General features: G+C 66.8%; 22 protein-coding genes. 15 read left to right on the top strand and 7 right to left on the bottom strand.

The genetic code is table 11. The features are described from left to right. Positions 1-24 precede the first annotated feature (24 nt). Positions 25-468 carry a hypothetical protein gene (locus ABD002_RS08585; RefSeq protein ID WP_343789554.1) on the top strand — a complete coding sequence of 148 codons (444 nt, stop codon included), beginning with the start codon at positions 25-27 and terminating at the stop codon, positions 466-468. Positions 469-541: 73 nt separating this feature from the next. On the opposite strand, the gene ABD002_RS08580 is transcribed toward ABD002_RS08585, so the two are convergent. Genes ABD002_RS08580 through purM form a run of 3 tightly spaced genes read right to left on the bottom strand, consistent with a single transcriptional unit; the run spans position 542 to position 3,106 of the window. Then, positions 542-1,261 (bottom strand): DUF3108 domain-containing protein, encoded by a 720-nt coding sequence (locus tag ABD002_RS08580; protein ID WP_343789552.1) that lies wholly within the window; start codon positions 1,259-1,261, stop codon positions 542-544. A gap of 56 nt (positions 1,262-1,317) precedes the next feature. Further along, positions 1,318-1,989: a phosphoribosylglycinamide formyltransferase gene (gene purN / locus ABD002_RS08575; RefSeq protein WP_343789549.1), complete on the bottom strand. Its 672-nt coding sequence runs from the start codon at positions 1,987-1,989 to the stop codon at positions 1,318-1,320. Between the two features lie 13 nt (positions 1,990-2,002). Beyond that, positions 2,003-3,106, bottom strand: coding sequence for a phosphoribosylformylglycinamidine cyclo-ligase (purM, locus tag ABD002_RS08570; RefSeq protein ID WP_343789546.1), 1,104 nt, complete (start codon positions 3,104-3,106; stop codon positions 2,003-2,005). Positions 3,107-3,228: 122 nt separating this feature from the next. On the opposite strand from purM, the gene ABD002_RS08565 reads away from it, so the two are divergent. The 4 genes from ABD002_RS08565 to hda are packed head-to-tail and all read left to right on the top strand — an operon-like array spanning position 3,229 to position 6,361. Beyond that, a complete protein-coding gene (locus tag ABD002_RS08565) occupies positions 3,229-3,885 on the top strand; it encodes a DUF2066 domain-containing protein (RefSeq protein ID WP_343789544.1) in 657 nt (218 codons plus the stop codon). Positions 3,886-3,897: 12 nt separating this feature from the next. Further along, complete coding sequence (locus tag ABD002_RS08560; RefSeq protein WP_343789543.1) at positions 3,898-4,467, top strand: CDP-alcohol phosphatidyltransferase family protein; 570 nt, start codon at positions 3,898-3,900, stop codon at positions 4,465-4,467. Beyond that, positions 4,464-5,666, top strand: a complete 1,203-nt coding sequence (locus tag ABD002_RS08555; RefSeq protein WP_343789540.1) for an AI-2E family transporter — start codon at positions 4,464-4,466, stop codon at positions 5,664-5,666. The genes ABD002_RS08560 and ABD002_RS08555 overlap by 4 nt, the downstream gene beginning before the upstream one ends. Then, complete coding sequence (gene hda, locus ABD002_RS08550) at positions 5,663-6,361, top strand: DnaA regulatory inactivator Hda (RefSeq protein WP_343789537.1); 699 nt, start codon at positions 5,663-5,665, stop codon at positions 6,359-6,361. The genes ABD002_RS08555 and hda overlap by 4 nt, the downstream gene beginning before the upstream one ends. Positions 6,362-6,437: 76 nt before the next feature. Here the strand turns inward: hda and murU are convergent, their stop codons facing one another. Further along, positions 6,438-7,124 (bottom strand): N-acetylmuramate alpha-1-phosphate uridylyltransferase MurU, encoded by a 687-nt coding sequence (gene murU / locus ABD002_RS08545; RefSeq protein WP_343790176.1) that lies wholly within the window; start codon positions 7,122-7,124, stop codon positions 6,438-6,440. Then, positions 7,124-8,158, bottom strand: coding sequence for an aminoglycoside phosphotransferase family protein (locus ABD002_RS08540; protein ID WP_343789534.1), 1,035 nt, complete (start codon positions 8,156-8,158; stop codon positions 7,124-7,126). Before ABD002_RS08540 ends, murU begins: the two co-directional genes overlap by 1 nt. A 159-nt stretch (positions 8,159-8,317) precedes the next feature. On the opposite strand from ABD002_RS08540, the gene ABD002_RS08535 reads away from it, so the two are divergent. The 9 genes from ABD002_RS08535 (at position 8,318) to ABD002_RS08495 (ending at position 15,659) form a co-directional block, all read left to right on the top strand. Beyond that, positions 8,318-8,764 (top strand): SUF system Fe-S cluster assembly regulator, encoded by a 447-nt coding sequence (locus ABD002_RS08535; protein ID WP_343789531.1) that lies wholly within the window; start codon positions 8,318-8,320, stop codon positions 8,762-8,764. Positions 8,765-8,859: 95 nt separating this feature from the next. Then, complete coding sequence (gene sufB / locus ABD002_RS08530; RefSeq protein ID WP_343789528.1) at positions 8,860-10,356, top strand: Fe-S cluster assembly protein SufB; 1,497 nt, start codon at positions 8,860-8,862, stop codon at positions 10,354-10,356. Beyond that, a complete protein-coding gene (locus ABD002_RS08525) occupies positions 10,353-10,991 on the top strand; it encodes a class I SAM-dependent methyltransferase (protein WP_343789525.1) in 639 nt (212 codons plus the stop codon). Before sufB ends, ABD002_RS08525 begins: the two co-directional genes overlap by 4 nt. A 17-nt stretch (positions 10,992-11,008) precedes the next feature. Next, positions 11,009-11,785: a Fe-S cluster assembly ATPase SufC gene (gene sufC / locus ABD002_RS08520; protein WP_343789522.1), complete on the top strand. Its 777-nt coding sequence runs from the start codon at positions 11,009-11,011 to the stop codon at positions 11,783-11,785. A 1-nt stretch (position 11,786) separates the two neighbouring features. Next, positions 11,787-13,073: a Fe-S cluster assembly protein SufD gene (sufD, locus tag ABD002_RS08515; RefSeq protein ID WP_343789519.1), complete on the top strand. Its 1,287-nt coding sequence runs from the start codon at positions 11,787-11,789 to the stop codon at positions 13,071-13,073. After that, positions 13,070-14,317 carry an aminotransferase class V-fold PLP-dependent enzyme gene (locus ABD002_RS08510; RefSeq protein ID WP_343789516.1) on the top strand — a complete coding sequence of 416 codons (1,248 nt, stop codon included), beginning with the start codon at positions 13,070-13,072 and terminating at the stop codon, positions 14,315-14,317. Before sufD ends, ABD002_RS08510 begins: the two co-directional genes overlap by 4 nt. Before the next feature lie 28 nt (positions 14,318-14,345). After that, positions 14,346-14,792, top strand: coding sequence for a Fe-S cluster assembly sulfur transfer protein SufU (gene sufU / locus ABD002_RS08505; RefSeq protein ID WP_343789513.1), 447 nt, complete (start codon positions 14,346-14,348; stop codon positions 14,790-14,792). Next, positions 14,789-15,331: a GNAT family N-acetyltransferase gene (locus ABD002_RS08500; protein WP_343789510.1), complete on the top strand. Its 543-nt coding sequence runs from the start codon at positions 14,789-14,791 to the stop codon at positions 15,329-15,331. The genes sufU and ABD002_RS08500 overlap by 4 nt, the downstream gene beginning before the upstream one ends. Positions 15,332-15,344: 13 nt before the next feature. Next, positions 15,345-15,659 (top strand): non-heme iron oxygenase ferredoxin subunit, encoded by a 315-nt coding sequence (locus ABD002_RS08495; RefSeq protein WP_343789507.1) that lies wholly within the window; start codon positions 15,345-15,347, stop codon positions 15,657-15,659. On the opposite strand, the gene ABD002_RS08490 is transcribed toward ABD002_RS08495, so the two are convergent. Both ABD002_RS08490 and ABD002_RS08485 read right to left on the bottom strand, forming a co-directional pair. Then, positions 15,638-17,044, bottom strand: a complete 1,407-nt coding sequence (locus ABD002_RS08490; protein ID WP_343789504.1) for a sensor histidine kinase — start codon at positions 17,042-17,044, stop codon at positions 15,638-15,640. The two genes, ABD002_RS08495 and ABD002_RS08490, sit on opposite strands and share 22 nt — an antisense overlap. Continuing rightward, positions 17,028-17,708 carry a response regulator gene (locus tag ABD002_RS08485; RefSeq protein ID WP_343789501.1) on the bottom strand — a complete coding sequence of 227 codons (681 nt, stop codon included), beginning with the start codon at positions 17,706-17,708 and terminating at the stop codon, positions 17,028-17,030. Before ABD002_RS08485 ends, ABD002_RS08490 begins: the two co-directional genes overlap by 17 nt. A 233-nt stretch (positions 17,709-17,941) precedes the next feature. On the opposite strand from ABD002_RS08485, the gene ABD002_RS08480 reads away from it, so the two are divergent. After that, entirely contained in the window at positions 17,942-19,105 is a 1,164-nt protein-coding gene (locus tag ABD002_RS08480) for a cytochrome-c peroxidase (RefSeq protein ID WP_343789498.1), read from the top strand. Positions 19,106-19,125 lie beyond the last annotated feature (20 nt).

Here is a 19,125-nt window from a genome sequence, read left to right as displayed (position 1 = left end):
GCGCGCAGTACCCCGATGGGAGACGTGGCGAACATCGAAAAGCAACTGCTTGCGGTGTTTCCACAACGTGTCGTGGATGGCCCGATCGCTCCGCACGACTGCGATGAATGCCGCTCGCTGCGAGACAATCTTGCAGGGATCACGTGGGTCGACGTTCCCAGCGAATTTGTCAACTCAAACGACGATGTTCTCCCACTTTTATCGCACGACGCGTATCTAGCGTTCCTCCCGGCTTGGTTGCGCCAAGGCGTCAGGGATCCGGGCGGAAACTTGGCGAACATGCTGCTGGTCAACCTCGGTCACCATCCGAATACGACCGGATTTACTCGACGTCAGGCAGCGTTGGTCATTGAAGTTGCCGCATTCATTGCGCAGAGCAATGTATTCGGGCTCACCGATCCTGTGAATGTTGAGTCTATGGCAGAGATAGCCCGAGTTTGGAAGGGTGTAGGCAAGTCAGCAGCGTAGGTTGGATGCCCACCGACGAATTTGCGGAGTGTTGTGGTGGCTAAGTCCACCCTACGACGTGAGAGACGTCTCGTCAGCGCTTCGACGAAACCAGCTTCAACGTGACCGTATCGCCCTTCTTCTCGGTCTGCTCGATCTGCACCGGCAGCCAGCCCAACGATTCGGCGAACCAGCTGCGCGCGACGCGCTTGCGGTCAGTGCCGGGTTCGCCGTCGCGCTGCATCAGCTGCGCCTTGAACGTGCCGGCCGGAACCTGCAGCGATTCGACCGCGCCGCGCGTGTAGCGCATGTCCTCGATACGGTCCTTGACGGCGACCTTGTACTCGAAGCCCGATGTGCCGCGCACGAGGTCGCTGGCGAGCGCGAGCGTGACCGCCTGGCGGTCGATCAGGCCAGGTGCCGTTGCGTAGTGGAAAATCCCGTCGCCCTCGTTCACGCGAACCTCGCCGGCCTTCCAGTCGAAGTCCGCATGGCGCGTGCGCTGCTTGAACGCGCCATCCTGCCGGTAGTCATACACGAGCGCTTCGGGACGGCCGTCCTTCCAGCGGAAGCGCGAGGTCTCGACGATATGCACGCCGGCGATCTTGGCGAGGCCGGAAGTGCCCTTGGTCTCACTGCGCAGGGTCCAACTGCCGTCGCCGTTGTCGGTGAGATCCAGCGTCGTGCGGCCGAGTTCGCTGCCGTTGCGCAGGGTCGCGTATTCGGCGTGGAACGGTTTGATCGCGGGGTCAGCGGAGAAGGCGGGGGCGATCGCGCAAAGATTCAGGGCGAGCACGGTCAACAAGGTTTTCATCAGGCGGCGTCCACGTGGAATCGCCTCAGTGTCGTCGCAGGTGGCTGAACGGCACTTCACGCAGCGCGCGCGAGCGTTCCATCCACAGCCAGGCGCAGCGGCGAGCCGAGCAGGGTGCCATCGCAGAGCACGCCGGCATCCGCGAGCGCGACGCGGCCAGCCGCGATCAGCGCGATGCTGGCCACCAGCAGTCGATGCTCCTGGTCCAGCAGGCGCCCGGCCAGCGTCTCCGACGTGTCGCCGGCGAGCACCGGGATTTCGGCCTGTGCGATCGTCGGCCCGCCGTCGAGTTCGGCGGTGACGTAATGCACGCTGGCGCCGTGCGTCGCATCGCCAGCGTCGAGCGCGCGCTGGTGCGTATGCAGGCCGCGGTATTTCGGCAGCAGCGAGGGATGGATATTGACGATGCGCCCGACCCACGGAGCGAGCGCGCCGGGATCGAGGATGCGCATGAAACCGGCGAGCACGATCAATCCCGGCTGGTACTCAGCGATGCGCGCAAACAGCTCCGCATCGAACGCGGCGCGGTCCGGGTAGCTCTTCGGATCGAGTGCGAGGGTGGCGATGCCAGCCTCCTCGGCACGGCGCAGCGCGTACGCGTGCGCCTTATCGCTGGCGACCAGCACGATCTTGATCGGCAGATGGCCGGCGCGCTGCGCGTCGATCAGCGCCTGCAGGTTGGAGCCGCGGCCGGAGGCGAGCACTGCGATCGGAAAGCGCTCGGCCATGGTGTCCGCCTCGTCAGGCGATGTGCACGCGCTCGTCGCCGCGAGCCGCCTCGACCGCGCCGATCGTCCATGCGGTCAGGCCCAGCGTCTCCAGTGCGTCCAGCGTGATGCCGACCTGGTCGCGCTGCACGATCAGTGTGTAGCCGATGCCGCAGTTGAACGTGCGCAGCATCTCGTCGCGCGCGACCTTGCCCTCGCGCTGCAACCAGTCGAACACCGGCGGCAGCTTCCAGGCGTTGCTGTCGAGCGCGATGCCGAGGCCGTCGGGCACGACGCGGATGATGTTTTCCTTCAGGCCGCCGCCGGTGATGTGCGCCATGCCGTGAATCTGAGAGTCCGCACCGGGACGTGCGGGACTTTGCGAGGGACTCGCATGATCGACCTGCTGCTTCAGGAGCTGCAGGATCGGTTTCACATAGATCGTGGTCGGCGCCATCAGCGCGTCGGCAAGTCTCACGCCGCCGACATCGAGGTCGAACCCGCCGTTGTCGGGCGTGATGCCGGCACGCGCGACGATCTTGCGGATCAGCGAATAGCCGTTCGAGTGCGGGCCGCTGGAAGCGATGCCGATGATCGCGTCGCCGGCCTTGATCCGCGAGCCGTCGACGAGCGCGGACTTCTCGACCACGCCGACGGTGAAGCCGGCCAGGTCGTATTCGCCGGATGGATACATGTCCGGCATCTCGGCGGTCTCGCCGCCGACCAGCGCGCAGCCGGCGAGCTCGCAACCCTTCGCGATGCCGCCGACCACGCTGACCGTGGTGTCGACGTCGAGTTTGCCGGTTGCGAAATAGTCGAGGAAGAACAAGGGCTCTGCGCCCTGCACGAGCACGTCGTTGACGCACATGCCGACGAGGTCGATGCCGATCGTGTCATGGCGGCCGAGTTGCTGGGCCAGCTTGAGCTTGGTGCCGACGCCGTCTGTGCCCGAGACCAGTACCGGTTCGCGGTAGCGCCCGCCCAGCTCGAACAGCGCGCCGAAACCTCCGAGCCCGGCCATTACCTCGGGCCGGAACGTGCGTTTGACCAGTGGCTTGATGCGCTCGACGACTTCGTTGCCCGCGTCGATGTCGACGCCGGCGGCGCGGTAACTGAGGGCTTCGTGCTCGGCGGACATGGCGGAACGGCGGTTTTGCGGGCGCGCATGATAGCACCGGTGCATGCGGCGGCCGCTCGCAATGGACGTGCCGGCGTGCTTTGGGCAGACTGGCAGGCATCGCCGAAGTGACGGATGACGAGATGCGATTCCAATTTCCGCTGTGCGTGTGCGCGCTCGTACTGGCCTTGCTGGCCCCGGCCGCATGGGCGGCGGCCCCGACCGGCTACATGGGCACCGCGCCGGTCAATTCGCAGTCCGATGACGAGCGCGCCGAGGCGCTGAAGACCGCGCTGGCGAACGTCGTCGTCGCGCAGACCGGAGACAGCGGCGTGCTGGCGCGGCCGGATGTCGCCAAGGCCGTCGCGCAGGCGGAGCGCTATGTGCTGCAGTACCAGTACCGCCGCAACCCGGTAGCTGGCGACGCCGGGGAGGCGAAGATGACCCTGGTTGCGCAGTTCGACAGCGCGGCGGTGGACAGGATGCTGCAGCGGCTCGGCCTGGGTTCCGCCGACAGCAAGGCCGCCGTGTCGGAGACGCCGAGCGAGGCGACCGTGTGGATTGGCGGCATCCGCAACGCCGAGGACTATGCGCGCGTGATCGGCTACCTCGGCAAGAACAATTTCGTGCGCGGGGCGCAGCCGATGCAGGCGCATGGCGACGGCATCCTGGTCAAGCTGTCGCTGGCGACCGACCTCGCGCGGTTCCTCGACGCGGTCGGCATGGAGCGCACGCTCACGGTGGCCAGCGCGCCCACGTCCGGCGACAAGGTCGACGCGACGCTCTCTCTCGTGCCGTAACGGGCGGCGCTGATGCTGCGCCATCTTCCGAACCTGATCACCGCGCTGCGCATCGTGCTGGTCGTGCCGTTGTGCTGGCTGATCGGAGCGGGTCGCTACGAAGGCGCGCTGCTGATCGCTGCAATCGCCGGTCTCAGCGATGCGGTGGATGGGTTCCTCGCCAAGCGCTTCGGCTGGCAGAGCTGGATCGGCGGCATGCTCGATCCGGTCGCCGACAAGCTGCTGCTGACCGCCGCGTTTGTCTGGCTCGCGCTGGCCGGTGAACTGCCGATCTGGCTGGCCGCGCTGGTTGTTGGGCGCGATCTGGCGATCGTCGCCGGTGCGGTCGCTTACCATGCCTTGATCGGGCGCTTCGATGCCGCGCCGAGCCGACTGTCGAAGCTGACCACTGTGGTCCAGATCGTGTTCGTGCTCGCCGAGCTGCTGCACCTGTCGCACTGGATCGAGGTGCCGTCGCCGCTGCGCGCGGTGCTGATCGCGATCACCGCGGGCCTCACGCTGGCCAGCGGCCTGCACTACGTGGTCGTCTGGAGCGCGCGAGCCCTGCGCGCAGCGCGATCGCGTACGGAGAATCCGAGATGAGCGAAAATGGCCGCAGCGAAGCCAGCCGCAACGAATTCCGGCTCGACCTGCGCTGGCAATGGCTGATCCTGCTGCTCGTGCTCGGCGCAGTCGTGTACCTGTTATCGCCGGTGCTGATGCCGTTCGTCGCCGCGGCGCTGTTCGCGTATCTCGCCGATCCGATCGTCGACCGGCTCGAACGCTGGATGGGCCGCGGCTTCGCGGTCAGCCTGGTGTTCTTCGTCGTCGCGGTCGTGGTGACCGCGATCGTGCTGGTGCTGGTGCCGTTCATCGAGCGTCAGATCAGTGCGTTTCTCGGCCAACTGCCGGTCTGGATCGACTGGTTCCAGACCCGTGCGACCCCGTGGCTGGAAGCGCGCTTCGGCATCTCGCCGGACGTGCTCGACACGCAGAAGCTGATCGGCGCACTGCAGGCGAACTGGAAGGAAGCCGGCGGGTTCGCGGCCAGCGCGCTCGCGCGCGTGTCGAAATCCGGCCTCACGGTGGTCGGCTGGGTGCTGAACCTGGTGATGATCCCTGTCGTCGCGTTCTATCTGCTGCGCGACTGGGATGTGCTGGTCGAACGCATCCATGCGCTGATTCCGCGCTCGATCGAACCGGTGGTGTCGCGGCTCGCGCACGAATCCGACGACGTGCTCGGCGCGTTCCTGCGCGGCCAGCTCAGCGTGATGGTAGCGCTCGGCGTGTTCTATGGCGCCGGCCTGTGGCTGGTCGGCGTCAGCGTCGGCCCGTTGATCGGCATGATCGCCGGCCTGATCAGCTTCGTGCCGTATCTCGGCGCGATCACCGGTGTCGTGATGGGCGTGATCGCCGCGCTCGTGCAATACCAGGACTGGTATCACGTGCTGCTCGTGCTCGGCGTGTTCGTGGTCGGCCAGACCCTCGAGGGCTACGTGCTGGTGCCTCGCCTGGTCGGCGAGAAGATCGGTCTGCATCCGGTCGCGGTGATCTTCGCGGTGCTCGCCGGTGGTGAACTGTTCGGCTTCCTGGGCGTGCTGCTTGCGCTGCCGGTCGCCTCGGTGGTGATGGTCATGCTGCGCTATCTCTATCAGCGCTATACGCAAAGCGAGCTGTACACGACGCGCGCCGAGCCGGTCATCGTCGTCGCCGGCACGCCGATGGCGGACATCGGCGGGAACGATGCAGCGGCCGTCGAGCGTCCGCCATCCGGCGCGGGCACGTCACCGACGGAACCATGACCGGACAGCTTCCGCTTGCACTGCGCTGGCCTGCACACCAGCGTTTCGAGAGTTTCGTCGCGGGGCCGAATGGCGTCGCGATCGAGCTGCTGCGTACCGCCGCACATGAATCCGGTGGTCCGTGGCTGCACCTCGCCGGCGCCCAGGGCAGCGGTCGCACACACCTGCTGATCGCAGCCTGTGCTGCTGCGAACGCGTGCGGACGCAGCGCCCAATATCTGCCGCTGGCCACGTTGCGCGCGCCCCGCGCGGAGGCGATCCGCGGCTTCGGTGGCAGCGACCTGCTCGCGATCGACGACCTCGATGCGATCGCCGGCGACCGCGCCGCCGAGCACGCGCTGTTCGACCTCTACAACCGCTGCAAGGCGGAGCAGGCAACCCTGCTGTTCGCCGCGAGCGCGGCGCCGGCGCAACTCGGTATCGGCTTGCCGGATCTGCTCTCGCGGCTGTCCGCGTGCACCCAGCTTGTGCTGAAGCCGCTCGGCGAAGTCGAACGGCGCAGCTTGCTGCGTGAGCGCGCACTCGCCCGCGGCATCGAACTCGACGAGCCGGCACTCGACTGGCTGTTCACGCGGCGCAAGCGCGACATCGCGACCTTGCTCGAACTGCTCGACCGCATCGACGCCGCCTCGCTCGCGGCGAAGCGCCGCGTCACGGTGCCGTTCCTGCGCGGGCTGCTGCGTGACCCCGACTGAAACAATCCTTCCTTCGCAGGAGCGGCTTCAGCCGCGATGCTTCTGGTAGTGAAAGGCATCGCGGCTGAAGCCGCTCCTACGAAGAGAGGTGGGGGCGTTCTCGTATTGTCGTTGCGAGTTCCGCCAGTTGCTCCGGCGTACCGAGATTGCGCCAGGACCCGTCGTGGCGTTCGCCACTCAATCGTCCCGCGCGCATCGCGCGCTGGTACGCCGGCAGCAGCTTGAAACGTTCCGCGGGTTCGCCGGCGACGAGCTCCGGCCGGTAGACGCCGATATTGCCGAAAGTCAGCCGTTCGCCGGCGCCGTCCTCGTTGAGGCTATCGCCGTCGAGCCAGAAGTCGCCGCGCGGATGGAACGCCGGGTTGGGCACCATGACCAGGTGCGCGAGTCCTTCCGGTTCGACGGGCAGGCGCGCGTAGTCGTAGTCGCTGACGATGTCGGCGCTGACTGCGATGAACGGTTCATCGCCGAGCAATGGCAGCGCATGCTTGATGCCGCCGCCGGTTTCCAGCGGCTGCGGGCCTTCGTAGCTGTAGCGGATGCGCAGGCCCCAGCGCGCGCCGTCGCCGAGCGCGGCCGCGAACTGGTCGGCCAGATGCGAGGTGTTGATCACGACCTCCTCGATGCCGGCGGCAGCGAGTTTTTCCAGATGATGCTCGATCAGCATCTTTCCGCCGACGCGCAGCAACGGTTTCGGCGTTGCATCGGTCAGCGGCCGCATGCGTTCGCCGCGGCCGGCCGCGAAGATCATCGCGCGGCGGATCATCGCGCGGCGACCGCGACGCGCGGTTGCGTTATGTCGCGCCCGTCGAGCGCGCGTTCGAGCAGATCGGCCAGCGGCGCGAGCTCATGGTGCGAGCGCGCGACCGTGATCACGTAGTGCCATACGAGGGGAAGGTCGGCGAGGTATTGCGGCTTGCCGTCGCGATACCAGAGCCGGCAGAAGATCCCGAGCACCTTGAGGTGGCGTTGCAGGCTGGCGAAATCGAACCAGCGCCGGAAGCGCGCCGCGTCGACACGCGCGTCGAGCAGGTGCGCATGCCGGAGTCGCTGGCGATACGCATCGAGCCAGCCGTCGACGCGCTCGGCATCCCAGGCGATGTAGCAGTCGCGCAGCAGCGAGGCGAGGTCGTAGGCGACCGGTCCGATGACCGCGCCCTGGAAGTCAATGATGCCCGGCTTCGCGAGCGTGCCCGTGCCGTTGCCGGGATCGGCGCCATCGACGATGAGCAGGTTGCGGCTGTGGTAGTCGCGGTGCATGAACGTCTGCGGCTGTCCGCGTGTCGTGTTGATCAGGGTGCGAAACGCGAGCTCGATCACATCCCAGTCGTCGCATTCGATCGTGTATCCGAGATGGCGGCGCAGGAACCACTCTGGCATCAGCTCGAGTTCCATCGTCAGGAATGTTTCGTCGAACACTGGCAATCCGGCCGGGTCGATCCGCGTCTGCATGCGCAGCAGCGCATCGAGCGCGTCCGCGTAGAGCGCGTCAGCCGTCGCGTCGTTCAGGGCGGACAGATAATCGCGCGCGCCGAGATCCTCCATCAGCACGAAACCCTGCGCTCGATCGACTGCGAACACCTCGGGCGCGTGCAGGCCCGCGTTGTGCAGGCGTGCCCCGACATCGAGCCACGGCTCGATGTTCTCCTTGTCCGGCGGTGCATCCATCACAATGCGCGTGCCGTGGGCGCCGCCGACGCGCCAGTAGCTGCGGAAACTCGCATCGGCCGAGGCGGGTTCGATCGTGATGGCGTCGCTGGCGAGTGCGCTCGCGGCGAAGCGGCGAAGCGCGTCCATGCGGGCAGCTGTGGGAGGCACTGCAATTCCTGTTGGGGACGAAAGCGAAAGTCTAGCGCAGCGGCGTGCGGCGTTTGACCGGTTGGACGCTAAATAGTACTATTTCGGTACTCATTATCTCCCGCGGCTCTGTGCCGCCATTCTGCGCTGCGAACTGCCATGCTCCGCGTCAGCCGACTCACCGACTACGCCACCGTCGTGATGACCTGCCTGGTCACGGCCGGCGATGGCGTGCTCAGCGCGCAGAGCCTCGCCGAGCGTGCGCGGCTCGAGGTGCCGACGGTCAGCAAGCTGCTCAAGCAGCTCGCGCAGGCCGAGCTTGTGGTGTCGACGCGCGGGATCAACGGCGGCTACCGGCTTGCGCGCGCGCCGGACCTCATTTCGATCGCCGACATCGTGACCGCGATGGAAGGCCCGATCGGCATGACCGAGTGCAGCGCGCACGCAGGCCTGTGCGACCTCGAATCACATTGCGGCGTACGCGTGAACTGGCAGCGCATCAACCAGGCGATCGCGAGCGCGCTTGAAAACGTGACCTTGGCCGACATGGTCAAGCCGCCGCCGAAGCGTGGCGCGACGATTCCGTTGCGCGTCGCAACGGCGTAGTTGGTTTTTTTTGAGAAGTGCTGCCACGGATGGCTGCTTAGTGACGCTCGCGATCAGGGAAGATCGCAAAAGTAAAGAGTAGGCAGCCCCGAAACATGGCCACCGAACGCATCCAGATCGAAAGCGAACTGCGCGAACGCATCCCTGCGCCTGCCGCCTCCGGCAACGAGGCGGTCGAGGCGGCGCTCAACCGTCGCTACGACGCCGGCTTCGTCACCGATATCGAGAGCGAAAGCCTGCCGCCGGGCCTCGACGAGGACACCGTGCGCGCGATCTCGGCGCGCAAAAGCGAGCCGGAATGGATGACCGAGTGGCGGCTCAAGGCGTATCGACACTGGCTGACGATGACGCCGCCCCATTGGGCCAAGCTCAGCATCGATCCGATCGACTTCCAGGCGATCAGCTATTTCTCGCAGCCGAAGAACAGGCCGAAGTCGCTGGACGAGGTTGATCCGAAACTGCTCGAAACCTATGACAAGCTCGGCGTACCGCTGCACGAGCGCGCGCGCCTTGCCGGCGTCGCCGTCGATGCGGTGTTCGATTCGGTGTCGGTCGGCACCACGTTCCGCAAGGAGCTGGCCGCGGTCGGCGTGATCTTCTGCTCGATCTCCGAGGCGATCCGCGAGTACCCGGAATTGGTGAAGCAGTACCTCGGCAGCGTCGTACCCACCGGCGACAACTACTTCGCCGCGCTGAACTCAGCGGTGTTCTCCGACGGCAGCTTCGTGTTCGTGCCGAAGGGCGTGCGCTGCCCGATGGAGCTCAGCACCTACTTCCGCATCAACGCGCGTGACACCGGCCAGTTCGAGCGTACGCTGCTGATCGTCGAGGAAGGCGCCAGCGTGTCTTATCTTGAAGGTTGTACAGCGCCGATGCGCGACGAGAACCAGCTGCACGCGGCGGTCGTCGAGCTGGTTGCGCTGGACGACGCGACGATCAAGTACTCGACCGTGCAGAACTGGTATCCGGGCGACGAGAACGGCAAGGGCGGCATCTACAACTTCGTGACCAAGCGTGGCGACTGCCGCGGCGCACGCTCGAAGATCTCGTGGACCCAGGTCGAGACCGGCTCGGCGATCACCTGGAAGTACCCGAGCTGCGTGCTGCGCGGCGACGACTCGGTCGGCGAGTTCAATTCGGTCGCGCTGACCCACCACCGCCAGCAGGCCGACACCGGCACCAAGATGATCCACATCGGCCGCAACACGAAGTCGAAGATCGTCTCCAAGGGCATCAGCGCCGGTCACGGCCAGAACACCTATCGCGGCCTGGTCAAGGTCGAGAAGGGCGCCGAGGGCGCGCGCAACCACACCCAGTGCGACTCGCTGCTGATCGGCAAGCGCTGCGGCGCGCATACGTTCCCGTACATCGAGGTCAAGAATCCCGGCGCGATCGTCGAGCACGAGGCGACCACCTCGAAGATTTCCGAGGACCAGCTGTTCTACTGCCGCGCCCGAGGCATCGGCGAGGAAGACGCGGTGTCGATGATCGTCGACGGCTTCTGCAAGCAGGTCTTCAAGGAACTGCCGATGGAATTTGCGGTGGAGGCGAAGAAGTTGCTTGAAGTGAGTCTGGAGGGCGCGATCGGATGAATGCATCGCACCAGATGCACTGGGAGACGGTGTATCGCGGCAAGAGCGAGACGCAGACCAGTTGGTTCCGCGCGCATCTCGAGGAGTCGCTGCGCCTGATCGATGCGCTTGCCCTGTCGCCGGATGCGCCGGTGCTCGATGTCGGCGGAGGTCGCGCGACGCTGGTCGATGATCTGCTGATGCGCGGCTTCCAGGACATCGCCGTGATCGATCTCTCGGAGACTGCGCTGGCCGAAGCGCGGCTTCGGCTCGGCGCGCAGAGTGAGAACGTGCGCTGGATCGTTGGTGACGTGACCGAGACTGAATTGACGGCCGCGGGTTACGCGCTCTGGCACGACCGTGCGGTCTTCCATTTCATGACCGAAGCGGCGGATCGGACGCGCTACGTCGCGGCCGTTGCACGCGCGGTGCGTCCGGGTGGCCACGCCGTGATTGCAACGTTCGCGATGGACGGTCCCGAGCGCTGCAGCGATCTGCCGGTCAACCGTTACGACGCCGCTGCGCTGGCTGCAGTGTTCGCTCCGCATTTCGAGAAGATCGCCGACAGCCGCAATGTGCACATGACTCCGGCCGGCCGCGAGCAACCCTTTACCTATGTCGTGCTGCGCCGCCGCCACGAGCTAGCCATCACCTGAGCCATCGAGTCCGAAGCATGTTGAAGATCGACAACCTCCACGTCCGTGTCGCAGGCAAGGAAATCCTCAAGGGCGTCTCGCTCGAGGTGAAAGCGGGCGAAATGCACGCGATCATGGGCCCGAACGGCGCCGGCAAGTCGACGCTCGGCAACGTACTGGCCGGGCGCGAGGGTTATGAGGTCACGGCCGGCACGGTCGAGTACAACGGCCGCAACCTGCTCGAACTCGAACCGGAAGAACGCGCCGCCGAAGGCGTGTTCCTCGCGTTCCAGTACCCGGTCGAGATTCCGGGCGTGAACAACACGTATTTCCTGCGCGCGGCATTGAACGCGCAGCGCAAGCACCGCGGTGAATCCGAACTCGACTCGATGCAGTTCCTGAAGAAGGTGCGCGAGAAGCTCGCGGTGCTTCACCTGAAGGACGAACTGCTGCACCGCGCGGTCAACGAGGGTTTCTCGGGCGGCGAGAAGAAGCGCAACGAGATCTTCCAGATGGCTCTGCTGGAGCCGAAGCTCGCGATTCTCGACGAGACCGACTCCGGCCTCGACATCGACGCGCTGAAGATGGTCGCCGACGGCGTCAATGCGATGCGCGATCCGGCGCGTGCGTTCCTGGTGATCACGCACTACCAGCGCCTGCTCGACTACATCGTGCCGGACGTCGTGCACGTGCTCGCGGACGGCCGCATCGTCGAGAGCGGCGACAGGACGCTCGCGCACAAGCTCGAAGAGCATGGCTACGCCTGGGTTGCCGGACGCCACGTGCCCGACAACATCCGGGCTGGAGCGACCTGAGATGGCCAGCGCGCTGCTCGAATCGCTGCTCGGCGAACGTGTCGCGGATGCCTCCGCGGTACGGCGTGAGGCTGTCACCGCACTGCTGCGCGACGGCCTGCCGGGCGCGCGCGACGAGGCATGGAAATATACGAGCCTGCGCGCGCTGGAGCAGCGCCGCTACCGCGACGGCGATGCCGATGCAGCAACGCGGGCGATCAATACCGGCGCATTCATGCTGCCGGAAGTCGCCGGCGCGCGGCTGGTGTTCGTCAACGGTGTGTTCCGGCGGGATCTGTCGGTCGCGCCGGCTCAGCTTGGGCTGACGATCGAGGCACTCTCCGAACATCCCGACGCGTTCGCATCGACGCTGCGCGGTGCTCCCGCCGGCGCGGAAACGCGAGCCGATGCGTTCGTGCGTCTCAATACGGCGCTCGCGGCTGACGGCATCCTGCTGCGCGTGGCTGGCGGAACGCGTGTTGCCGAGCCGGTGCATCTGGTCTTCGCCGGTGCTGCGGCCGACACCGACATTGCATGGCAGGCACGCGCGCTGATCGAACTCGGCGAGGGCGCGGTACTCACCTTGGTCGAGCATCACATCGGCGCGAGCCCGAACGCGCATCTCGGCAACCTGGTCGCGCATTACGCGATTGCTGCCGGCGCACGGCTTGATCTCGTACAGATCCAGGACGCGGCGGAGGCGGCGACCCTGATCCGGCGCAATACGTTCCGTCTCGACCGCAACGCGGCGCTGTCCGCGCACACGATCGAGACCGGTGCGCAGACGATGCGCCACGATTTTCGCGTCGACCTGGCCGGCCGTGGCGCACGCTTCGATTCGCGTGGCGTGTTCGCCTTGCGTGGGCGGCAGCATGCCGATACGCATCTCGTCGTGGATCACAACGCACGCGACACCACCTGCGACATCGTCTGGCGCGGCGTCGCCGACCAGCGCGCGCGCGGCGTGTTCCATGGCGCAATCACGGTTGCCGAGGGTGCGGATGGCGCCGATGCGCAGCTCAGCAACAAGAACCTGCTGCTGTCGCCGCTCGCCGAGATCGACACCCAGCCGGTGCTCGAGATCTACGCCGACGAGGTCAAGGCCGCACACGGCGCGACGGTGGGTCAGCTCGACGAACGCGCGCTGTTCTACATGCGCTCGCGCGGCGTTCCGCTCGACGCGGCGCGTCGCATCCTGGTTTCGGCGTTCTGTGGCGCGGTGATCAGCGGCATCGAGCCGGCCGCACTCCGCGAACGCATCGGAGCGCTGCTCGCCGCGAGCCTGCCGCAGGCGGAGGCGCTGTCATGACCGCGCGTCCGCACGAAGACGCCGCCGTGTTCGATGTCGAACGTATCCGCGCGGATTTCCCGCTGCTCACGCGCAGGGTGCACGACAAGCCGCTGATCTATTTCGACAGCGCGAACACCGCGCAGAAACCGGCCGTGGTGATCGAGGCGGTCGACCGCTTCTATCGCGAGACGAACGCGAACGTCTCGCGCGCGGTGCACCAGCTCGGTGAGGAAGCGACCGCCGCGTACGAAGCGACGCGCGACAAGCTGGCGCGCTTCATCAACGCACCGTCGCGCGACGAGATCGTGCTGACCAGCGGCACGACCCAGGCGATCAATCTGGTTGCCTACAGCTATGCGCTGCCGCGCTTCAAGCCCGGCGACGAGATCCTGGTCACGACGATGGAGCATCACGCGAACATCGTGCCGTGGCAGCTGGTCTGCGAGCGCACCGGAGCGAAGCTCAAGGTCGCGCCGATCTCGCAGAGCGGTGAGCTGATCGTCGAGAAGTTCGTTGACGCGCTGACGCCGAGCGTGAAGCTCGCCGCCGTCACGCACATCTCGAACGTGCTCGGCACGATCAATCCGGTAGCCGAACTCGCACGTGCGGCACGCAAGCGCGGCATCCCGCTGCTGGTCGACGGCTCGCAGGCCGCGCCGCACCTGCCGGTCGACGTGCGTGCGCTCGGCTGCGATTTCTATGCGCTGACCGGGCACAAGCTGTTCGGCCCGACCGGCACCGGCGCGCTGTGGGCCCGCAAGGAACTGCTGCGCGACATGCCGCCGTTCTTCGGCGGCGGCGAGATGATCCGTGAGGTGCGATTCGAAAAGACCACGTTCGCCGATCCGCCGCACCGCTTCGAAGCCGGCACGCCGAACATCGCGGGCTTCGTGGGTCTCGGCACGGCGATCGACTATGTCGAGTCGCTCGGTCGCGAGCGCATCGCAGCCTACGAGCACGCGCTGCTCGACTACGCGACGGATGCGCTCAAGGAGATCCCGGGCTTGCGCATCTTCGGCGAGGCCGCGCGCAAGGCCTCGGTGATCTCGTTCCTCATCGAGGGCGCGCACGCGCACGATCTGGCGACGTTGCTGGACCACGAAGGCGTCGCGGTTCGCTCCGGCCATCATTGCGCGCATCCGCTGATGCACTTCTACGGCGTGCCGGCGACCGTGCGCGCCTCGCTGGCGTTCTACAACACGCGGGACGAGGTCGATCGCTTCGTCGCGGCGATCGTCAAGGTGCGCAAGTTGCTCGCGTAAACCGTCCCGACGCGACCACGACGATCTCATGGCCGACTCCGCGCTCTATCAGCAGGCTGTACTCGATCACTATCGCAGGCCGCGCAATCGTGGTGCGCTGGCTGATTGCACGCACGCGGCGGACGGATCGAATCCGTTGTGCGGTGATGCATTGCGCATCGAGCTGCGTTGCCTCGATGAGCGCGTTGCGGAACTGCGATTCTCCGGTGAGGCCTGCGCGATCGCGACCGCGACCGCGTCGATGCTGAGCTCGCTCGTGGTGGATCTCGCCGAGCGGGACATTGCCGAACTCGGCGCGCGCTTCGAACGCCTGATCGAAACGGGCGACGACGATGCCTCGCTTGGGCCGCTCAACGCGATGCGCGAATTGCATCGCTATCCGGCCCGGCGAAAATGCGCGATGCTGCCTTGGGCGACCCTGCGCGCGGCGTTGGCTGGAACCGCACACACCACTACCGAACCGGAGTCCGCATGAACGCGACTGCTGCACCTGCTCGCCTGATCTTCCGCGCCGCGCGGCCTGCGGATATCGATGTGATCGTCGCGCTGGTCGAGTCGGCCTACCGCGGCGAAGGCAGCAAGCAGGGTTGGACCACCGAGGCGGACATGCTCGATGGCCAGCGTACTGATCGGGAGGGCGTCGCGGCACTGATCGACAGGCCCGGCAGCGTCATCCTGCTCGCCGAATCGGACGGACGGATACTCGCCTGCGCGCATGTCGAGAAGCTCGACGAGGCCGGCTATTTCGGCATGTTCTCGGTGCGTCCGGACCTGCAGGGTGGCGGCGTCGGCCGCGCGCTGCTGGCCGAGGCGGAGCGCATCGCGCGCGAGGAATGGCAATGCAACGAGATGCAGATGACCGTGATCTCGATCCGCGACGAGCTGATCGCATGGTACGAGCGCCGCGGCTACCGGCGCACCGGCCAGTACAAACCGTTCCCGTATGGCGACGCGCGATTTGGCATCCCGAAGCGCGACGACCTGCGTTTCGAGCTGTTGGTGAAATCGCTGTGAGCGGCATGTACGCATGAGCGGGTGGGTCAGGGTCTGCGCGACCGCCGAACTACTGCCCGGTGAATACCGCAACGTCTACGATGGCGACACGCCGATCGCGGTGTTCAACATCGACGGCGAGTTGTACGCGATCGAGGATCTGTGCACGCACGACGGTGGCGAGCTGACCGGCGGTGTGATCGAGGGCCACGAGATCGAATGCCCGCGCCATGGCGCACGTTTCGATATCCGCACCGGTGACGTGCTGTGTCCGCCGGCCTACGAGCCGACCGCCAAGTTTCCGGTGAAGGTCGAGGACGGCATTGTCTACACGCGTGACGACCGCTGAGCGTCGCCCTGCGGCAGCGCGCTGAAGCGCAAGGTCACGCGCAGCCCGAGTGCGTCGCGGCCGCGGCTGAATACCACGGCGGCGCGATGCCGTTCGGCGACACGGCGTACGATCGCGAGCCCAAGTCCCGATCCTTCGCGCGAGCTGCCGGGTGGCCGGAAGAAGCGTTCGCCCAGGCGCGGCCACCACTCCTCGGCCACGCCGGGACCGGAGTCCTCGACCGCGAGCGCGACCGTGCGCGCTTCCGAAGTGACCGATACGGTGACCGTGCCGTGCTCGCCCGCGTAGTTCAGCGCATTGTCGACCAGGTTGACCAGCACCTCGCGCAGCATCACCGCATCGCCCGCGACCTCGGCGCCGTGGCTGGGGCCTTCGTAGCCAAGATCGACACGCGCAGCCAGCGCGTCGGGCACGCGTTCGCCGATGTAGTCGCGCGCGAGATGGGCGAGGTCGACCGGGCTGCTCGGCGCATCGTCGTCGTTTGAGGTCTGTGCGCGTGCCAGTGCGAGCAGCTGGCCGGCGGCGCGGCCGGCACCCGCGGACAGGCGCTCGACGTGGGTCAGCGCGTCGCGCACGCTCTCCGGGCGCGGATCGGCGAGTGCGCGCTCGGCCTGCAGGCGCAGTCCCGCGAGCGGGGTGCGCAGCTGGTGCGCGGCGTCGGCGATGAAGCGTTCCTGCAGGTCGAGCAGGGTGCGCAGGCGCGCGAACAGCGCGTCGATCGTCTGCGTCAGCGGCCGGATCTCGACCGGCACCTGGCTCTGGTCGAGCGCGGACAGGTCACGCGCGCGCCGCGCCGCGATCTGCTCGGTCAGCGGATCGAGCAGGCGCAGGCCGCGGCTGACGCCGAACCAGACCAGCACCAGGACGAACGCAACCAGCAGCAGCACGATCGGCAGCGTGCCGACCAGGATCTCGCGCGCCAGTGCGTGTCGCTCGCGCAGGGTTTCGGCGACCGAGATCACGATCGTGTCGCCGGTCTCATGGTCGGCCAGCGCGAGCGAGGCCATGCGCAGCTTGCGACCGGCGCGAACGATCGAGTCGAGTCGCGCCGGTGCGCCGACGGCCGGCACCGGGCTGGGCAGCGGCAGTTCGAGATTCGAGGCGAGAACGCCGTGGCGCAGGCTGCGTACCGCGTAGTAGCTCGGGTCGACCGAGTCGTACTCCATCAGGATGCGCACCTGCGGGCTCAGCTCCTGCTCGCCCGATTCACTGCGGATCATGCGCTCCAGCGCATGTGCGCTGTCGACCAGCGAACGGTCGTAGTTGATGTTCGCGTAGTGCAGCGCGAGCACATAGATCAGCGCACCGCTGCCGAGCCAGGCCAGCGTCATCGGCACGGCCAGGATCGTCAGCAGGCGCCGCCGCAGACTAACCGGCCGCTGCATCGCCGGCCTCCAGCAGGTAGCCGAGGCCGCGTACGGTGCGGATGCGCACACCGCTGCCTTCGAGCTTGCGGCGCAGGCGGTACACCGCGATGTCGAGGCCGTTGTCGGTGAGCGTGGTGTCCCAGCTGCACAGCGCGTCGACGAGCTGCTCGCGGCTCATCACGCGGTCGAGTCGCGCCGCCAGCGCTTCGAGCAGGCCGAATTCGCGCGGGGTGAGTTCGAGCGGCGCATCGTCGACATGTGCGCGGCGCCGCGGCAGGTCCAGGCGCAGGTGGCCGAGCTGGAGTTCGGGCACCCCCTGGGTCGTGCGCCGACGCAGCAGTGCGCGTACGCGCGCCTCGAACTCGCGCAGCGCGAAGGGCTTGACCAGGTAGTCGTCGGCGCCGAGATCGAGCGCGCGCACGCGTTCCTCGAGCTCCTCGCGCGCGGTCGCGACCAGCACAGGCACCGCGTCCGCGCGCTGGCGCAGCCGGCGCAGCAACTCGACGCCATCAATATCGGGCAGGCCGAGATCGAGCACGATCAGGTCGTAGGGGTGGTCACGCAATGCCGCATCCGCCTGGCGCCCGCTGGCGAGGCGATCGACTACGTGTCCGGCATTGGTCAGGGCCGCACCGATCGCATCGGCAATCGCGGCATCGTCTTCGATGATGAGTACGCGCATCGACGCATTCTAGTGTGCTGCCCAGGAATCAACGCGAGGATCGAGCCCGACCGCGATGGGGCGGGCGATGTCACGGCAAGCCGTCCACGTGCGTTGACAAAAATAATAGAACGATTGAGAATCGTTCGCATCTAATTTAACGACTTGTTGACGGGGTTCCCATGCGGCATTCCTGTCCGGCGCCGGTTCGCCGGCTGCGTGGCCACTTGTGTGCGGCCGTTTTCCTAACCGTGTTGTCCGCCAGTGCCGTTGCAGCCGATGCCGCCTCGTCAGCGCTGACGGTCGCCACGCTGGGACGCGAAATCTTCCTCGATCCCTCGCTATCGGCGTCGGGCCGCATGTCGTGCGCGAGCTGCCACGATCCGGCGCATGCGCACGCGCAGTCGAACGCGCTCGCGGTGCAGTCAGGCGGCGCGGGACTCGACGTGCCGGGTTTCCGCAGCGTGCCTTCGCTGCGTTATCTCAACGGCGGCGCCTTCTTCTTCGCCAAGGACGGCACGCCGACCGCCGGCTTCAATCGCGACGGCCGCGCGGCGAGCCTGATCGACCAGGCCGAGCGTCCATTCCTCGCCGCGCACGAAATGGCGAATGGCGACGCGGCGACCGTCGCCGCAAAGCTCGCCGCGGCCAGCTACGCCGACGAGTTCCGGAAGCAGTTCGGCAACGATGCATTCGACGATGCCGAGGGCGCACTGCTGCGCGCCCGCTTCGCGATCGCCGCGTTCGAGAAGTCTGCTCCCGAATTGCATCCGTTCGATTCGAAATACGACTACTTCCTGCAAGGCAGGGTGATGCTCGCGCCGGCCGAATTGCGTGGCCTGACGCTGTTCAACCGCAAGGACAAGGGCAATTGCGTGGCCTGCCATCCAAGCACCCGTGGCAGCGACGGCTCGCCGCCGCTGTTCACCGACTACACCTACGACAATCTCGGCGTGCCGCGCAATCGGGAGATTCCCGCGAACGCGGACCCCGGCTATTTCGATTTCGGTTTGTGCGGCCCCGACCGCACCGACTTGGTCGCGCTGCGCGATCGGTGCGGGGCGTTCAAGGTACCGACCTTGCGCAACGTCGCCACGCGCCAGGTGTTCTTCCACAACGGCCTGTTCAAGACGCTGCGCGACGCGGTGCGTTTCTACGTGCGTCGCGACACGCATCCCGAGGAGTTCTACCCGCGCGCCGCGGACGGAACGCTTTCGAGGTTCGACGACCTGCCGCTCGAACTGCAGCGCAATGTCAACACGAAAGAGGTGCCGTACGACCGGCGGCCCGGCCAGGCACCGCGTCTCGACGCGGCCGAGATCGACGACCTCGTCGCGTTCCTGCAAACACTGACCGACGGCTACGACCCGGCGACCGACACGGCCGATCCGGCACGCAACGTGCCGGCGGCGCACTGACTTTTTGATTGGAGAGACTG

Origin of the sequence: Dokdonella soli (assembly GCF_039523175.1) — a bacterium.
GTDB classification, from domain to species: Bacteria; Pseudomonadota; Gammaproteobacteria; order Xanthomonadales; family Rhodanobacteraceae; genus Dokdonella_A; species Dokdonella_A soli.
Note: the sequence above shows the minus strand (reverse complement) of the source record. Positions and strands in the feature narration are given on the sequence as shown.

Coding starts and splice junctions, on each gene's coding strand:
- ABD002_RS08580 (WP_343789552.1), bottom strand. CDS start 1,261: ATGAAAACCTTGTTGACCGTGCTCGCCCTGAATCTTTGCGCGATCGCC.
- purN (WP_343789549.1), bottom strand. CDS start 1,989: ATGGCCGAGCGCTTTCCGATCGCAGTGCTCGCCTCCGGCCGCGGCTCC.
- purM (WP_343789546.1), bottom strand. CDS start 3,106: ATGTCCGCCGAGCACGAAGCCCTCAGTTACCGCGCCGCCGGCGTCGAC.
- ABD002_RS08565 (WP_343789544.1), top strand. CDS start 3,229: ATGCGATTCCAATTTCCGCTGTGCGTGTGCGCGCTCGTACTGGCCTTG.
- ABD002_RS08560 (WP_343789543.1), top strand. CDS start 3,898: ATGCTGCGCCATCTTCCGAACCTGATCACCGCGCTGCGCATCGTGCTG.
- ABD002_RS08555 (WP_343789540.1), top strand. CDS start 4,464: ATGAGCGAAAATGGCCGCAGCGAAGCCAGCCGCAACGAATTCCGGCTC.
- hda (WP_343789537.1), top strand. CDS start 5,663: ATGACCGGACAGCTTCCGCTTGCACTGCGCTGGCCTGCACACCAGCGT.
- ABD002_RS08540 (WP_343789534.1), bottom strand. CDS start 8,158: ATGGACGCGCTTCGCCGCTTCGCCGCGAGCGCACTCGCCAGCGACGCC.
- ABD002_RS08535 (WP_343789531.1), top strand. CDS start 8,318: ATGCTCCGCGTCAGCCGACTCACCGACTACGCCACCGTCGTGATGACC.
- sufB (WP_343789528.1), top strand. CDS start 8,860: ATGGCCACCGAACGCATCCAGATCGAAAGCGAACTGCGCGAACGCATC.
- ABD002_RS08525 (WP_343789525.1), top strand. CDS start 10,353: ATGAATGCATCGCACCAGATGCACTGGGAGACGGTGTATCGCGGCAAG.
- sufC (WP_343789522.1), top strand. CDS start 11,009: ATGTTGAAGATCGACAACCTCCACGTCCGTGTCGCAGGCAAGGAAATC.
- sufD (WP_343789519.1), top strand. CDS start 11,787: ATGGCCAGCGCGCTGCTCGAATCGCTGCTCGGCGAACGTGTCGCGGAT.
- ABD002_RS08510 (WP_343789516.1), top strand. CDS start 13,070: ATGACCGCGCGTCCGCACGAAGACGCCGCCGTGTTCGATGTCGAACGT.
- sufU (WP_343789513.1), top strand. CDS start 14,346: ATGGCCGACTCCGCGCTCTATCAGCAGGCTGTACTCGATCACTATCGC.
- ABD002_RS08500 (WP_343789510.1), top strand. CDS start 14,789: ATGAACGCGACTGCTGCACCTGCTCGCCTGATCTTCCGCGCCGCGCGG.
- ABD002_RS08495 (WP_343789507.1), top strand. CDS start 15,345: ATGAGCGGGTGGGTCAGGGTCTGCGCGACCGCCGAACTACTGCCCGGT.
- ABD002_RS08490 (WP_343789504.1), bottom strand. CDS start 17,044: ATGCAGCGGCCGGTTAGTCTGCGGCGGCGCCTGCTGACGATCCTGGCC.
- ABD002_RS08485 (WP_343789501.1), bottom strand. CDS start 17,708: ATGCGCGTACTCATCATCGAAGACGATGCCGCGATTGCCGATGCGATC.